Origin of the sequence: Nocardioides sp. BE266 (genome assembly GCF_031457855.1) — a bacterium.
Taxonomy (GTDB): domain Bacteria; phylum Actinomycetota; class Actinomycetes; order Propionibacteriales; family Nocardioidaceae; genus Nocardioides.
This window is the reverse complement of record NZ_JAURTI010000004.1, coordinates 165,667-180,367: the sequence shown is the minus strand read 5'-3', so window position 1 is coordinate 180,367 and position 14,701 is coordinate 165,667. Positions and strand designations below refer to the sequence as shown.

14 protein-coding genes are annotated in these 14,701 nt (G+C 71.1%); 3 read left to right on the top strand and 11 right to left on the bottom strand.

Features of this window, described 5'->3' with window-relative positions; translation table 11 throughout:
- Positions 1-48 precede the first annotated feature (48 nt).
- Positions 49-1,329, top strand: coding sequence for a S8/S53 family peptidase (locus tag J2X46_RS13055; protein ID WP_310251172.1), 1,281 nt, complete (start codon positions 49-51; stop codon positions 1,327-1,329).
- Positions 1,330-1,333: 4 nt separating this feature from the next.
- Here J2X46_RS13055 and J2X46_RS13050 read toward each other — a convergent pair whose 3' ends face one another.
- From J2X46_RS13050 to J2X46_RS13015, 8 genes are all read right to left on the bottom strand, one after another.
- Positions 1,334-1,792 (bottom strand): hypothetical protein, encoded by a 459-nt coding sequence (locus J2X46_RS13050; RefSeq protein WP_310251170.1) that lies wholly within the window; start codon positions 1,790-1,792, stop codon positions 1,334-1,336.
- Positions 1,789-2,286, bottom strand: a complete 498-nt coding sequence (locus J2X46_RS13045) for a sigma-70 family RNA polymerase sigma factor (RefSeq protein WP_310251167.1) — start codon at positions 2,284-2,286, stop codon at positions 1,789-1,791. The genes J2X46_RS13050 and J2X46_RS13045 overlap by 4 nt, the downstream gene beginning before the upstream one ends.
- 194 nt (positions 2,287-2,480) lie before the next feature.
- Complete coding sequence (locus J2X46_RS13040; RefSeq protein ID WP_310251164.1) at positions 2,481-3,332, bottom strand: DUF4081 domain-containing protein; 852 nt, start codon at positions 3,330-3,332, stop codon at positions 2,481-2,483.
- Positions 3,333-3,469: 137 nt separating this feature from the next.
- Complete coding sequence (gene ispG, locus J2X46_RS13035) at positions 3,470-4,621, bottom strand: flavodoxin-dependent (E)-4-hydroxy-3-methylbut-2-enyl-diphosphate synthase (RefSeq protein ID WP_310251161.1); 1,152 nt, start codon at positions 4,619-4,621, stop codon at positions 3,470-3,472.
- A gap of 200 nt (positions 4,622-4,821) precedes the next feature.
- Positions 4,822-6,168, bottom strand: coding sequence for a M50 family metallopeptidase (locus J2X46_RS13030; protein ID WP_310251159.1), 1,347 nt, complete (start codon positions 6,166-6,168; stop codon positions 4,822-4,824).
- 28 nt (positions 6,169-6,196) lie between these two features.
- Entirely contained in the window at positions 6,197-7,282 is a 1,086-nt protein-coding gene (gene dxr, locus J2X46_RS13025) for a 1-deoxy-D-xylulose-5-phosphate reductoisomerase (protein ID WP_310251156.1), read from the bottom strand.
- 33 nt (positions 7,283-7,315) lie between these two features.
- Entirely contained in the window at positions 7,316-7,918 is a 603-nt protein-coding gene (locus J2X46_RS13020; RefSeq protein ID WP_310251153.1) for an AMP-binding protein, read from the bottom strand.
- Positions 7,918-9,366, bottom strand: coding sequence for a M1 family metallopeptidase (locus tag J2X46_RS13015; protein ID WP_310251151.1), 1,449 nt, complete (start codon positions 9,364-9,366; stop codon positions 7,918-7,920). The genes J2X46_RS13020 and J2X46_RS13015 overlap by 1 nt, the downstream gene beginning before the upstream one ends.
- Before the next feature lie 173 nt (positions 9,367-9,539).
- Between J2X46_RS13015 and J2X46_RS13010 the strand changes: the two genes are divergently transcribed.
- Positions 9,540-10,421: an RIO1 family regulatory kinase/ATPase gene (locus tag J2X46_RS13010; protein ID WP_310251147.1), complete on the top strand. Its 882-nt coding sequence runs from the start codon at positions 9,540-9,542 to the stop codon at positions 10,419-10,421.
- Between the two features lie 102 nt (positions 10,422-10,523).
- Here the strand turns inward: J2X46_RS13010 and J2X46_RS13005 are convergent, their stop codons facing one another.
- On the bottom strand, positions 10,524-11,111 hold the full coding sequence (locus J2X46_RS13005) for a GNAT family N-acetyltransferase (protein WP_310251144.1): 588 nt from the start codon (positions 11,109-11,111) through the stop codon (positions 10,524-10,526).
- 66 nt (positions 11,112-11,177) lie between these two features.
- On the opposite strand from J2X46_RS13005, the gene J2X46_RS13000 reads away from it, so the two are divergent.
- Positions 11,178-12,260: a Rossmann fold nucleotide-binding protein gene (locus J2X46_RS13000; protein ID WP_310251143.1), complete on the top strand. Its 1,083-nt coding sequence runs from the start codon at positions 11,178-11,180 to the stop codon at positions 12,258-12,260.
- Here J2X46_RS13000 and J2X46_RS12995 read toward each other — a convergent pair.
- Positions 12,238-13,449, bottom strand: coding sequence for a glycosyltransferase family 1 protein (locus tag J2X46_RS12995; protein ID WP_310251140.1), 1,212 nt, complete (start codon positions 13,447-13,449; stop codon positions 12,238-12,240). The two genes, J2X46_RS13000 and J2X46_RS12995, sit on opposite strands and share 23 nt — an antisense overlap.
- A gap of 83 nt (positions 13,450-13,532) precedes the next feature.
- Positions 13,533-14,660, bottom strand: coding sequence for a 23S rRNA (adenine(2503)-C(2))-methyltransferase RlmN (rlmN, locus tag J2X46_RS12990; RefSeq protein ID WP_310251137.1), 1,128 nt, complete (start codon positions 14,658-14,660; stop codon positions 13,533-13,535).
- Positions 14,661-14,701 lie beyond the last annotated feature (41 nt).

The following is a 14,701-nucleotide window of genomic DNA, read 5'->3' as shown; positions in this document are numbered from 1 at the left end:
TCGCGGAAACCCTCGTCAGGCTCGGCTGGACGGCACTAGCGTCGCCCCATGGGAGACTGGATGATCGGCGACGACCGACGACGACGGGCCACTGACCAGCTGCGCCACCTCAGGCGCGCCAACGACGGTGAAGTCGCCTGGAACACCGAGGCACCGGCCGACTTCACGTATCTCTTCCACCCGAACCGCGTCCTCGTCCGCCGTGCCGACGCCGAGGAGTTCGAGGGCATCGTCCGCCGCGTCGGGGAGCGTCTCTTCAAGGGCGAGGCGCGCCGCGACGACGTGAACCTCCTGGGCGGCGCGCTGCTGCGCTACGTGCTCCCCGAGCGCCTGAACGACGAGTCGGTGCCCGACGTCCTGGACCAGCTCGAGGAGGCCGGGCTCGAGCGTGGCAAGGCGACGCCGGACCACTGGGTGCACGTGAGTCCCGGTGGCGGTGGCGGCACCACCTGCCCGGCGGTCGAGCCGCAGGAGACCGGCCTGAAGGAGCCGTGGCCGCCGGGTGGTCCGCAGGAGGAGACGAAGTGTCGGGTCAACGTCGTGGTCGTCGACACGGGGTGGCACCCGCCGGCCGCGACCGACCCCCGCACGCCGTGGATGGCGGGCATCACGGGTGACGACGAGCTGAACGACCCGGCCCACCTGCGCCCGTACGCCGGTCACGGCACGTTCATCGCCGGCGTGGTCCGCCGCATGGCACCGGCCACCGACATCTTCGTCGAGGGCTTCTGCATCGGCGGCGTCGGCGGCGGCGGGATCCTCGAGTCCGACATGGTCGTGCAGCTCGAGGAGGCGATGAAGCACGAGCCCCAGGTCATCAACCTCTCGGCGGGCTGTCGTACGCGCATGGACCTGCCGTCGGCTGCGTTCCAGACGTTCTACGAGGAGCACCTCGAGGGCAAGGACTGCGTGCTCGTCGCTGCCGCCGGCAACGACTCGACCGCCGCTCCGTTCTGGCCGGCCGCCTTCGACTGGTCGGTCGGGGTCGGGTCGCTCGACCGCGACGGCCGGATCTCCGACTACTCGAACTACGGGGTGTCCGCCGACGTGTACGCGCTCGGCCGCAACCTCGTCAACGCCTTCCCCGACGGCAGGTTCGAGTGCCACGAGACGCCCGACAAGGGCGACATCCGGGTGTTCAACACCGGCATGGCTCGCTGGAGCGGTACGTCGTTCTCCGCACCGGTGGTCGCCGGGCTGATCGCCCGCGAGATCTCCGAGCACGGTGTGTCGGCGGCCGACGCCCGCGACAAGGTGCTGGGCCGGGCGGTCTACGACTCCGACCCGACGGTCGGGCCGCACATGGAGCTGCAGCAGCCGTTCGTGTGAGGGCTCAGACCTCGATCCACCGGCTGCTGGCGGAGCCGGAGGCGTTGCTGACGGTGAAGCGGAGCTCGCCGCTCACCTCGGCGGTGATGGCGAAGAAGCCGACCTCGTCGAGGCCGGAGGTCCAGCGCTCGCCGTCGCGGGTCTCCAGCGCGACCTCGACGGACCCCAGGTCTCCGTCGAAGTCCAGCAGCTGGCCGCGCACCTGGTCGCCGTCGATCTCGGCGTCGAGGGACCAGCCCTCAGCGGCGGTGAAGTAGAGGATGCGGGCCGAGGCGAGGCCGCGCACCTGGGCGGCCGGCTCGTCGGCGGAGTCACGGACCAGGACGAGGAGCTCCCACTCCTGGTCGAGGTCGGCGGCGGCGACGGTCGCGATCATGCTCGCCGCCAGTCCCGGAGGCGGCGGGTCGGCAAGGAGCCACATCTCGCGCAGGTCGTCGAGCAGGCTGTCGTCCGAGGTGTTCATCGTCCCCCTCCTTCGTTCATCAGTGCGGTCCTCACCTTGGCCAGGCACCGGGCCCGGGTGGGTCCGATGCTCCCGACGGGCATGTCGAGCTCCTGGCTGAGTGACTGGTAGTCGGGTCGTTCCATGAAGGCGATGACCCGCAGCAGCTTGCGGCAGCGCTCGTCCACGCTGGAGACGGCACGCCACAACCTGGCGGCGTCGTCGTCGAGCACGGCGAGGGCCTCCGCGGACTCCTCGTCAGGGAGCACTGCGGCGAGCTTCTCGTCCTCCACCGGGGAGGCACGGCGTGCCTTCCTGGCATGTTCTGCGGCGCCGCGCCTGGCTGAGGTGATCAGCCAGGACGCGACGGCCCTGGGGTCATTGATGGTCTGGTGCAGACGGACGAAACCGAGCCATGTCGTCGCGATGACGTCCTCCGCCGACTGGCGGTCGTGTCCGTAGGCCCTCACCACGTGCCAGAGGACCGGTGTCATCGCGGTGACCAGATCGTCCACGGCTGCGGCGTCCCCTGCACGCCACGCCGTGAACGCCCCACTGGCTGTTTCCCACGGTGACTGTTCGAGCTCCCCCTCAGCCCTGCGGTGTTCTGACATGGTGACCATTGTCCCCATGTCCTCACAGGTAGGGCCACGCGCCGTGCTGATACGTCCGGTGCGAAATCTTTTTCGCACTTTCTCCGCGGGCCGGGTCAGAACATCAGCGTCGCGAAGGTGGCGGTCTGCTCGAACCCCACGCGGGCGTACGTCGCCCGGGCGGGCGCGTTCCACTCGTTGACGTAGAGCGAGACCACCGGCGCCATCCCGGAGCCGATGACGTGGGCGACCACGGCGGCCATGCCGGCGGCCGCCAGACCCTGGCCCCGGCGGTCGGGACGGACCCAGACGCCCTGCACCTGGGCGGCGTACGGCGTCACGCAGGCGACCTCGGCCTTGAACACCACGCCGTGGTCGTCGAAGCTCGCCATCGACCAGCCGCGGCCGATGAGCTGCTGCACGCGCGCCCGGTAGAGGTCGCCGCCGCCGGCGTCGCTCTCGGGAGAGACGCCGACCTCCTCGGTGTACATCGCCACGCAGGCGGGGTAGAGCAGCTCGAGGTCGCGGGGCGTCGTGAGGCGAACGCCGGCGTCGACCGGGAGCTCGGGGACGTGGCGCATCTCCAGGTGTGGCTGGCGGGCGCGGAACTCGCGCGGGCGCTGCCAGCGGGACTCGAGGGTCTCCCACAGCGCGGCGACGACGTCGTACGGGCCGACGATGGTGCCGACCGTGCTCCGGCGGCGCAGCGCGACGTCGGCGAAGGCGTCGACGTCGTCGGGCGTGCACTGGACGGGCACGAGGTTGGCGCCGAGGTGGCACCCGGCGACGAGGTCCTCGCCGACGAAGCGGCCCCACACCTGGCCGCCGAGCCAGCGCTCGTCGAGATTGGTCAGGCGGGCACGGTAGTCGGCGAAGACGTTGACCACCGGGTCCTGCTCGGCGAGCGCGATGAACTGGTCCCGGTCGGCCGGGCCCAGCACACGCACCTGCTCGCGAGTCCTCAGCACGCTCGGAGCCTACTCATCTCGGTCGATGCCCGCGGCGAGCCGTGAGGCCGACTTGTCAGGCATTCGCTGAACCTGTCGGCCCGTGCACGGCCTGACAAGTTCAGCGATCCCCGGTCAGCCGGGGATCACGCGAGAGGTCAGGAGACCGAGACGGTCGCCTCCGAGCCCTCGACGGTCTCCATGCCCTCGGCGATGCGCATGGCCTCCTCGATGAGGGTCTCCACGATCTGCGACTCGGGCACCGTCTTGACGACCTCGCCCTTGACGAAGATCTGGCCCTTGCCGTTGCCGGAGGCGACGCCGAGGTCGGCCTCGCGGGCCTCGCCGGGGCCGTTCACGACGCAGCCCATGACGGCGACGCGCAGCGGCACCTCGAGCCCGTCGAGGCCGGCGGTGACCTCCTCGGCGAGCTTGTAGACGTCGACCTGGGCGCGGCCGCAGGACGGGCAGGAGACGATCTCGAGGCGGCGCGGCTTGAGGTTGAGAGACTCCAGGATCTGGAGGCCGACCTTGACCTCCTCGACCGGGGGCGCGGACAGCGAGACGCGGATGGTGTCGCCGATGCCCTGGCTGAGCAGGTGGCCGAAGGCGACCGACGACTTGATGGTGCCCTGGAACGCCGGCCCGGCCTCGGTCACGCCGAGGTGCAGCGGCCAGTCGCCGGCCTCGGCGAGCAGCTCGTAGGCGCGCACCATCACGACGGGGTCGTTGTGCTTGACCGAGATCTTGAAGTCGTGGAAGTCGTGCTCCTCGAAGAGGCTGGCCTCCCACACGGCCGACTCGACGAGCGCCTCCGGCGTCGCCTTGCCGTACTTGTCGAGGATCCGCTTGTCGAGCGAGCCGGCGTTGACCCCGATGCGGATCGAGGTGCCGCGGTCCTTGGCGGCCTTCGCGATCTCCTTGACCTGGTCGTCGAACTTGCGGATGTTGCCCGGGTTGACCCGGACGGCCGCGCAGCCGGCGTCGATGGCCGCGAAGACGTACTTCGGCTGGAAGTGGATGTCGGCGATCACCGGGATCTGCGAGTGCTGCGCGATCTCGGGGAGCGCGTCGGCGTCGTCCTGGCTCGGGCACGCCACCCGGACGATGTCGCAGCCGGTGGCGGTGAGCTCGGCGATCTGCTGGAGCGTGGCGTTGACGTCGGAGGTCAGCGTCGTGGTCATCGACTGCACCGAGATCGGCGAGTCGCTGCCGACCCCCACGGACCCGACCTTGATCTGGCGGGTCTTGCGGCGGGGAGCCAGTACGGGGGGCGGGAGGGCAGGCATGCCGAGGCCGACGGACGTCATGGCGCCAGTCTAGGAGCAGGCCCCGCCTCGACCCGAGTCGGCGGCCCGGCCGGCTGGCGGTGGTCCACCTACATTCCGGGCCCGCCGAATGTGGCTGGACCACCGCTCGCCCGCGTGGCGCCGCAGGACTCGCCCGGCAGCGGTGGTCGACCTACATTCCGAGCTCGCGGAATGTGGGTGGACCACCGCTCGCGGCGGCCTCAGCTCAGGTGGAGGGGTACGACGAGGTCGGCGACGATCAGCACGACACCCATCACCAGCATCGCGAGCCCGACGACGTACGCGATCGGGAGCAGCTTGGCGACGTCGACGTGGCCGGGGTCGGGACGACCGCGGAGGCGGGCGATGCCGCGCTTGAGGCCTTCGTAGAGCGCACCGGCGATGTGGCCGCCGTCGAGCGGGAGGAGCGGCACGAAGTTGAACATGCCGATGAAGAAGTTGAAGCTCGCGATCAGGAAGAGCAGCGTCACCAGCTTGTCGGCCAGCGGGAACTGGTCGCTGGCCGCGGCTTCGCCCGCGAAGCGTCCGCCGCCCACGATCGAGACCGGGCTGTCGGCCGCGCGCTCCTCGAGCCCGACGATCGCCCGCCCGACCTCGTAGACCTTGACCGGCAGCTGGCCGAGCGCCTTGACCGTTTCGACGGTCATCGACTCCATCTGGATCGCGGTGTAGATCGGGCCGCCGGTCGCGAGGTGCGTCTCGGGCTGCACGCCGAGGAAGCCGACCTCGGTGAGGGTGTCGTCCTCGAGCGAGGTCTGGCGCAGGGTGACGGTGGTGTTGGTCTCGAGCGTCAGCAGCTTGCCGTCGCGGCGGACCTGGATCACCGCGTCGCCGTCGGCGTTGGCACGGATCAGCGCCTGGAAGGACTCCCAGTCCTCGAACTTCGTGCCGTTGAAGCTGACGATCTCGTCGCCCGGCTCGATGCCGGCCTTCAGCGCCGGCGTCTCCGGGTCGGTGGCCTTGCAGGTGGTGCGCTGCTCGGCGACGGGGATCACGCACTCGGGCACCGCGGCGACGGTCGGCTCGACGACCTCGTCGCGCGGGTTGCCGTAGGTCGCGAAGAGGATCACGAACAGCGAGAACGCGATGGCGATGTTCACCATCGGCCCGCCGGCCATGACGATGACCTTCTTCCACCACGCGAGGCGGTAGAAGAGCCGGTCGGTGTCGTGCTGCTTGACGTACTCCCACTCCGCGGTGCGCGCGTCGGAGATCAGCTGCGTGAACATGCCGGTGTTGGAGCGTCGCACCTTGTGGACCGGCTCGCCGTCCTCGTCGTACGTCGTCTCCTCGACGAGGTCCTCAGCGCCCGGGGGCAGCATCCCGACGATCTTGACGTAGCCGCCGAGCGGGATCGCCTTGACGCCGTATTCCGTCTCCCCGATCTGCTTGCTCCAGACCGTCGGACCGAAGCCGATGAACCACTGCGGCACCTTGCACCCGAACTTCTTGGCCGGGATCAGGTGACCGAACTCGTGGAGGCCGATCGACGCCAGGATCGCCACGACGAACGTGACGACGCCCAGGGTGTAGAGCAGGGCGGTCATGCAGGGAGGTCCTTCTCAGGTGAGGGCGTCAGATGAGGGACGACGCCTCCGCGCGCGCCCAGGCGTCGGCCGCGAGGACGTCGTCCACGGTGAAGTGCTCCTTCGATGGTACGTCGTGGAGGTCGAGGACCCGTGAAATCGTGGTGACGATGTCGGGGAATCCCAGCCGTCCCTCGTGGAAGGCGTCGACCGCCACCTCGTTGGCCGCGTTGTAGACCGCCGGGGCCGTCCCGCCCCGCTCCCCCGCGGTCCGAGCCAGCGCGACGGCCGGGAAGACCCCGTCGTCGAGGGGCTCGAAGCGCCAGTCCGAGGCCTTCGTCCAGTCGATCGGCGCCTCGGCGTCGGGCACCCGGTCGGGCCAGCCCAGTCCCATCGCGATCGGCACCAGCATCGTCGGCAGGCCGAGCTGGGCGACGACGGCACCGTCGACGAACTCGACCATCGAGTGGATGATCTGCTGGGGGTGCACGACGACGTCGATCCGGTCGAAGGGGATGTCGAAGAGCAGGTGCGCCTCGATCACCTCGAGGCCCTTGTTGACCAGCGTGGCCGAGTTGGTGGTGATCACCCGGCCCATCGCGAAGTTGGGGTGGGCCAGCGCCTGCTCGGGGCTGACGTCGGCCAGCTCGGCGGCGCTCCGGCCGCGGAACGGGCCGCCCGACGCGGTCAGCACGAGGCGGCGTACCTCCGCGGCGGAGCCGGCGCGCAGGCTCTGCGCGATCGCGCTGTGCTCGGAGTCGACGGGCACGATCTGGCCCGGCTTGGCGCTCTCCTTGACGAGGGATCCACCGATGATCAGCGACTCCTTGTTGGCGAGCGCGAGCGTGTTGCCCGCCTCGAGGGCCGCGAGCGTGGGCCGCAGCCCGACGGCGCCGGTGACGGCGTTGAGCACGACGTCGCACGGCCGGCCGGCGGCCTCGACCGAGGCCTCCTCCCCCAGCCCGGACCACGTCGGCGCGAACTCGGCGACCTGGGCCTCGAACAGCTCGGGGTTCGAGCCGCCGGCGGTCAGGCCGACCACCCGGAAGCGGTCGGGGTTGGCACGGACGAGGTCGAGGGCCTGGGTCCCGACGGAGCCGGTGGAACCGAGGATGACGATGTCGCGCGCACTCACGGGCGCCAGTGTGTCAGGTGCCCGACGACGGTCCTACGGCGTGTCGAACGACCACAACCGCAGTCCACCGACCTCCACCACGCTCGCGCCGCGGGGCACGACGAGCTTCTGGTCGTCCGACGCGCCGAGGGCGGCGAGCACCCGGAGCTCGTCGTCGCCGTGCCTCGCGAGGACCGCGTCGCCGGGCACGTCGGCCGTCGGCGCGGGGTCGGTGCGGCCGGCGCGCATCGCGACGTCCCACGGCAGGTCCTCGCCGTCGACGGCGAACACCACGCCGGAGTCGGCGCTCCGCAGGATGACGCGGCCCTCCGCCCCGGCCGAGTTGTCGTACGACGCCACGGCGCCGATGCGGGCCACCGCGAGCGCGCCGACCAGGCCCGCCTCGGCCGGCAGGGAGCCGAGCACGACCCGGTCACCCACCCCGATGCCGAACGCGCGGAGCACGCCGGCACAGGCGGCCACCTCGGTGAGCAGCCAGGCGAAGGTGTGGTCGGTGCCGTCGACCGAGGCCGCGACCTCGTCGGCGCGGCCGCGGATGACGTGCAGGTCGAGGGCGTTGTAGCAGGCGTTCAGGAGGCCCGGGTCGTCCCCCGAGGGCGCCCGGAACCAGGTGACCTCCCCCATCAGGTCTGCCATCAGGCCAGGCCGTTGGCCGCCGTCGCGGCCGGCTTCGACGGGGTGCGCAGCCAGGCGGTGAAGAACCCGCTGAGGTCCTGCCCGCTGACCCGCGCCGCGACGTCCTCGAACTCCTCGGTCGAGCCGTTGCCGCCCTTCTGCTCGTGGATCCAGGTGCGGATGATCCGCCAGAAGGTGTCGTCGCCGACGCGGTTGCGCAGGGCCTGCAAGGCCATCGAGCCACGGCCGTAGACCGCGCCGTCGAAGACGAGGTCGGCGCCGGGGTCGGCGACGGTGACCTGCCAGAACTGCGCCGACGAGCTCATCGAGTCGTAGTAGGACTTCAGGATCTCCGCGCCGGAGCGCTTGCCGTGGGTCTCGCTCCAGCGCCACTCCATGAAGGTGGCGAAGCCCTCGTTGAGCCAGATGTCGCGCCACTGCTGCACGGCGATGTCGTCACCGAACCACTGGTGGGCGAGCTCGTGGACGATGAGGCTGGTGTAGTTCGCGCCGACAGCCGGGTAGGTCGGGCGGGTCTGGTTCTCCAGCGCGAAGCCTGGGTCGAGCGAGGTGGTGAGGCCACCGACGACCGAGAACGGGTAGCGGCCGAGGTCCTTCTGGAGCCAGCTGATCACCTCGGGCGTCTTCTTCAGCAGGTGCATGTTGGCCCGCTGCACGGACGGGTCGAGCCCCTGGGACACCGCGACGAGCCACGGCAGGCCGCGGTGCTTGCCCCGGGCGATGGTGAAGTCGCCGGCGGCGAAGAAGGCGAGGTAGGAGGCCATCGGCTCGTCGGCCCGCCAGTGCCACGTGGTGGAGGTCGTGCCGACCTTGCGCCCGCGGAGCTTGCCGTTGGAGACCACCTCGCGCCCGTTGGGCACGCGGACCTTCACGTCGACGATCGCCTTGTCGAGCGGGTGGTCGTTGGCCGGGAACCACCACGGGGCCATGTGCGGCTCGTTCATGGTGACGACCTCGTGGGCGTCGGCGAGCCAGTTGCGCTCCCCGGCGTAGGCGTACGTGCCCGGCTTGTCGGCGTACGTCACCACGACGGTGTGCTTGGTGCCCGCGGCGAGCGGGGCGCTGGGGGTGATCCGGAGCTCGTGGCCACCGTCGGACCTGGCGAAATCGGCCTTCTCGCCGTCGACGGTCACCGTCTTCGTCCTGAGGAGGAAGTCGAGCGAGAAGCTGGAGAGGTCGCTGGTGGCGGTGAGCTCGATCCTGGTCCGCCCGGCGAGGCGCTTGGTGTCGAAGGCGTAGTGGTTGGAGATCTCGTAGCGCGCCACGTCGATCCCGCCGTTGCCGTCGAGCGGCCAGTAGGGGTCTCCGATGCCGGACGCACCGTCGGCGGCGGCCGCCGGGACCTCCGCGGTGGCCGTGGTCGGCACGGTGGCACCCGCCAGGCCCACGGTCAGGGCTCCGACGAGGGCAGCGGACAGCAGGGGTCGGGAGACAGCTCGCGTGGTCACCGTCAGAACCTAGCCCAGTCATTAATCCGGGTGCACGGACGAGGTTCGTGCGCCACACTGTCGACGTACTCCCGGGCGTCGATCCGCGTCGCCCGTGTCCGAAAGGAGCCGTGACATGTCCATCGCTGTCCTCGGCCTGTCCGCCGACCACCTTTCGCACACACGGAGCACCGTTGACACACACATTTCCGGAGGACTTCCTCCGGCCTGACGACCGTTCGCCCCTCGAGGGCATCGACGAGTCGTTCGTCTTCACCTACGACACCTACGCCGACGAGCTCGGCGCAGGTCAACGATGGTCCCGCTGGGAGGACCTCGAGGCCCTGATGAGGGGTCCCGAGCCGCGTCCCGACTGGGTCGTCACCTCGAGCGGAGCCATCGACACCGAGCTCGGCGTCCTCAAGACCGGCAAGGAAGCAGACGTCTTCCTCGTCGAGCGCGAGGACCCGCACCGGCCCGAGACGGCCGTCATCATGGCGGCCAAGCGCTACCGCGACACCGACCACCGCACCTTCCACCGCGCCGCGTCCTACACCGAGGGCCGCTCGATGAAGCGCTCGCGCGACGAGCGAGCCCTCAAGCGGAAGTCGACCTGGGGCCGCCAGGTCGCTGCCGGCGAGTGGGCGGTCTCGGAGTGGAACGCCCTGCGCCGGTGCTGGGAGCTCGGCCTGCCGGTCCCCTACCCGGTCCAGATCGACGAGACCGAGATCATGATGGAGTGGATCACCTGGGACGGCGAGACCGCGCCCCGGGTGGCCCAGGTCCGGCCCGAGCGGTCGGTCGTGCAGGGCTTCTACGAGCAGCTGCGCGACGCGTTGACCACGCTCGTCCAGAGCGGGCTGGTGCACGGCGACCTGTCGCCGTACAACACCCTCGCCGCCGGTGAGCGGCTGGTCATCATCGACCTGCCGCAGATGGTGGACCTGGTCGGCAACCCGCAGGGGATGGACTTCCTGCTGCGGGACTGCGCCAACATGTGCGCGTGGTTCCGCTCGCGGGGGCTCGAGGTCGACGAGCAGGAGCTGTTCGGCGACCTGATGGCGCATGCCTTCTGAGACGGGCAGCGGCGACCGAGGCACGAGGTCGTCGCGTGCGCCCGGCCAGATCGAGTGGGCCTGCGGCTGAGGAACGAAGCCGCGCTGGGTCCGTATCGAGATCTAGCTGGGTGCGACGACCAGCTCCATCACGCAGTTGCCCTGCCCCTTGGGGCGGACGTAGTCGAAGCCGATGCGTTCGTACATCGTCCGGGTGGCGTTGTAGAGCCACGAGGCAGAGGTCTTCTTCTCCGGCGGGAGGTCGTGCGGGTAGGACTCGACACGACCCCCGCCGGCCTCCGCGATGAGGGCGACCGCGCCCTTGACTGCGACCTCGGCGAGGCCGGTGCGGCGCTGGTCCTTGGCCACGAACAGGCAGGTGATGCGGTAGTCGGGCGGCTGCTCGGTCTCGGCCTCCCACTGCTTGCGGTGGTGGATGTTGGGCAGCTCGGCCACGGTGCCGTACTCCGCCCACGCGACCGCGCGGCCCCCGTCGAGGACGAGCGCCGCGTGCGCGATGCCATCGTCGACCATCTTCTTCTTGAACGCCTGGTTGCCCATCTCCTCGCGCTCGGGCGGGTCGGGGTGGCAGTGGAAGTGGACGCACCAGCAGCCGCTGAACAGCCCCTTCCGACCGGCGAGGCCCTCGAAGAGGTGCCACGTCTCGGGAGTCAGCGCTACGACCTCGTGGCCGTCGATGGTGTGGCTCATGCTCGCCACCCTAGGAGCGGTTGCGGACGATCCGCGACCGGTTGCGTCGCCCTCTAGGTTGTCCACGTGTTGCACTCCCGCGGACGGGTCCTCGACATCACCACGCTCGCTGACCTCGACCGGCGGCTGGCCGCAGGGGCGCGCTCGCTCGCGGGGTGGCGCGTGGTCGGGCTGGACCTCACCGCGCGGGGACCCGAGCTGCTCGACCGGACGCTCGCGCAGTCGCTCTTCCTCGGGTGCGAGTTCGCCGAGGGTGACGACGAGGCCGTACGACGCGCGGGCGGCGTCGTGCTGCACGAGATCCCCGGGATCCCGGTCGACCCCTACCGCTCGAGCCTCTACACGCCGCGCGAGCTCTACGACACCCCGCGCTACGCCGACAGCCTCGATGCCCGGGCGTACGCCTGGTCGCGCAGCGGCCGCTCCCACGAGGACACCCTCGCCCAGGCGCTGCACGACCACCACGTCGACGAGGCGCTCGAGGAGTGGGTCGCCGACCGCGCGGTCGTCGGCGTGATGGGCGGGCACGCCCACGAGCGCGGCAGCGAGGCGTACGTCGATGCCGCCAGGCTCGGCCACGGCCTGGGCGCCCGGCTCACCGTCGCCACCGGTGGCGGACCAGGGGCGATGGAGGCGGCCAACCTGGGCGCCTTCGTGCCGGGCGGCCTCGACGACGCCCTGGCGACGCTCGCGCAGGTGCCGTCGTTCCGGCCCGACGTCGGGGCCTGGGCGAAGGCCGGCTTCGACGTCGTCGACCGCGTCGAGGGCCGGCCGTCGCTCGGCATCCCGACCTGGCACTACGGCCACGAGCCGCCCAACGTCTTCGCCACGGCGATCGCCAAGTTCTTCCGCAACGCGCCGCGCGAGGCGGTGCTGCTCGAGGTCTGTGACGCCGGCATCGTCTTCCTGCCGGGCGCCGGCGGCACCGTGCAGGAGGTCTTCCAGGACGCCTGCGAGAACTACTACGCCGACGAGACTGCGGTCGCGCCGATGGTGCTGGTCGGGCGCCGCCACTGGACCGAGGAGCTGCCCGCCTGGCCGCTCCTCCAGGCCCTCGCCAAGGGCCGCCCGATGGAGCCGCACGTCCACCTTGTCGACAGCGTCGACGAGGCGATCGCCGTGGTGGTCAGCCGGCGCGCCGGCGGGTGACGGTCGGCGTGCTGACGTCGCGGTAGTGGCCCACCAGCAGGTCGTTGACGGCCTGCCAGGTCCGGCCGCGCACGCTTGCGCGGGCCGCGTGCGACATCCGCAGCCGCAGCACTGGCTGGGTGACGAGCCGCTGGACGTGCGCCGCGAGCTCGGCGGCGTCACCGGGCTCGTAGAGGTAGCCCGCGACGGTGTCGTCGACGACGTCGATCGGACCGCCCGCACGCGGCGCCACGACCGGCACGCCGCTGGCCAGCGCCTCCTGGGCGGACTGGCAGTAGGTCTCGTGGCGACCGGTGTGCACGAAGACGTCGAGCGTGGCGTAGGCGCGGGCCAGATCGTCGCCGTGCAGCACGCCGAGGAACGCCGCGTCGGGCAGCAGCGCCTTCAGCCGAGCCTCTTCCGGTCCCCCGCCCACCAGCACCAGGCGCACGCCCGGGAGCCGGTCGACGTGGGCCAGGAGCTCGAGCTCCTTCTCGGGCGCCAGCCTGCCGACGTACCCCACGAGGAGCTCGCCGTGCGGCGCGAGCTCGGCGTGCAGGGCCTCGTCGCGCTTCGCCGGCTCGAACAGCACCTGGTCCACTCCCCTGGGCCAGCGGGCGACCTCGGTGATGCCGAGCCGGTCGAGCTGGGTCATGCTCGCGCTCGAGGGGGCCAGCGTGCGGTCCACGCCGAGGTGGATCCGGCGGGTGAGCGACTCCATCGCGCGGGCGCCGCCGGGGATGGCGTAGCGGTCCGCGAAGCCGACGAGGTCGGTCTGGTAGATCGCGACCGTCGGGATGCCGAGCGAGCGGGCCGCCTTGGCGGCCTGGTAGCCGAGGGTGGCCGGCGAGGCGATGTGGACGACGTCGGGCCGGAAGCGCTCCATGGTCGCGCGCAGCCGGCGCCGGGTCTCCAGGCCGATCCGGAACTCGGCGTAGAACGGCAGGCTCGCGCTGCGGGCGTGGGTGACCGGGAAGCCGGCGTACGTCGCCGGGCCGGTCGGGGCGACCAGCTCGGCCTCGTGGCCCTCGGCCGCGAGGTGCTCGAGCACGCGGCGCACGGAGTTGGTCACGCCGTTGACCTGCGGGAGGAACGACTCGGTGACCACGAGCACGCGCAGGCGGCGAGCGGAGGCGGACGGGCTGACGGGGAGGGTGACGAGGTTTGCCGGAACGGTGCGGCTGCGACGCCGCCTCTCGAGCAGGTCCATGCCACGGACGCTAGGAAGCGCGCCGCAACGGACCACCCGTCCCGGGCAGACGACACGTGAACGGTCCCTGACGGGACCGGTTTCTACTCCTTGGCGGCCAGCTGGCCGCAGGCGCCGTCGATCTCGCGGCCACGCGTGTCGCGGACGGTGGTCGGGACGCCCTTGGCCTCGAGACGCCGCACGAACTCACGCTCGTCGGCCGGGTCGGAGGCGGTCCACTTGGAGCCCTCGATCGGGTTGAGCGGGATCAGGTTGACGTGGACCCAGCCGTGGCCGCGCTCGTTGAGCACGTCGGCGAGCAGGTCGGCGCGGTGGGCCTGGTCGTTGATGCCGCGCATCATGGCGTACTCGATGGAGACTCGTCGGTGGGTCTTCTCGAAGTACTCGTAGGCCGCGTCGACGGTCTCCGCGACCGAGAAACGCGTGTTGATCGGGACCAGCTCGTTGCGCAGCTCGTCGTCGGGCGCGTGCAGGCTCAGCGCGAGGGTCACCGGGATGCCCTCGTCAGCGAGCTGCTTGATCCGCGGCACCAGGCCGACGGTGGACACGGTGACGCCGCGGGCGCTCATGCCGAGGCCGGCGGGCGCGGGGTCGGTGAGGCGGCGTACGGCGCCGACGACCGCCTTGTAGTTGGCCAGCGGCTCCCCCATCCCCATGAAGACCACGTTGGACACGCGACCGGGGCCGCCCGGGACCTCGCCCCGGGCCAGCGAGCGAGCGCCGGCGACGACCTGCTCGACGATCTCGGCGGTCGACATGTTGCGCTGGAGGCCGCCCATGCCGGTGGCGCAGAACGGGCAGGCCATGCCGCAGCCGGCCTGGCTCGAGACGCACATCGTGGCGCGGTCGGGGTAGCGCATCAGCACCGACTCCACGAGCGCACCGTCGAAGAGCTTCCACAGCGTCTTGCGGGTCGTGCCCTTGTCGGCCTCCATCGTCCGCAACGGCGTCATCAGCTCGGGCAGGAGCGTGGAGACGAGGTCGTCGCGCTGGCCCGCGGGCAGGTCGGTCATCTCCGCCGGGTCGTCGACCAGGCGCGAGAAGTAGTGGGTGGAGACCTGCTTGGCCCGGAAGCCCGGCAGCCCCATCTCCTCGAGCAGCGCCTTGCGACCCGCCTCGTCGAGGTCGGCGAGGTGGGGCGGCGGCTTCTTGCGGCCGCGCGGCTCGCTGAGGACAAGGGGCAGCGTCTTGATCGGCTCGTGCGTGGACATCGCGCCGATTCTCCCATCCCGGCGGGCGCCGGGGCGATTCA

Bases quoted from the DNA above. Each gene is read 5' to 3' on its own strand.
- J2X46_RS13005 (WP_310251144.1), bottom strand. From the start codon at position 11,111: ATGAGCCACACCATCGACGGCCACGAGGTCGTAGCGCTGACTCCCGAG.
- J2X46_RS13055 (WP_310251172.1), top strand. From the start codon at position 49: ATGGGAGACTGGATGATCGGCGACGACCGACGACGACGGGCCACTGAC.
- J2X46_RS13050 (WP_310251170.1), bottom strand. From the start codon at position 1,792: ATGAACACCTCGGACGACAGCCTGCTCGACGACCTGCGCGAGATGTGG.
- J2X46_RS13020 (WP_310251153.1), bottom strand. From the start codon at position 7,918: ATGGCAGACCTGATGGGGGAGGTCACCTGGTTCCGGGCGCCCTCGGGG.
- ispG (WP_310251161.1), bottom strand. From the start codon at position 4,621: ATGACGTCCGTCGGCCTCGGCATGCCTGCCCTCCCGCCCCCCGTACTG.
- J2X46_RS13030 (WP_310251159.1), bottom strand. From the start codon at position 6,168: ATGACCGCCCTGCTCTACACCCTGGGCGTCGTCACGTTCGTCGTGGCG.
- J2X46_RS12995 (WP_310251140.1), bottom strand. From the start codon at position 13,449: ATGGACCTGCTCGAGAGGCGGCGTCGCAGCCGCACCGTTCCGGCAAAC.
- rlmN (WP_310251137.1), bottom strand. From the start codon at position 14,660: ATGTCCACGCACGAGCCGATCAAGACGCTGCCCCTTGTCCTCAGCGAG.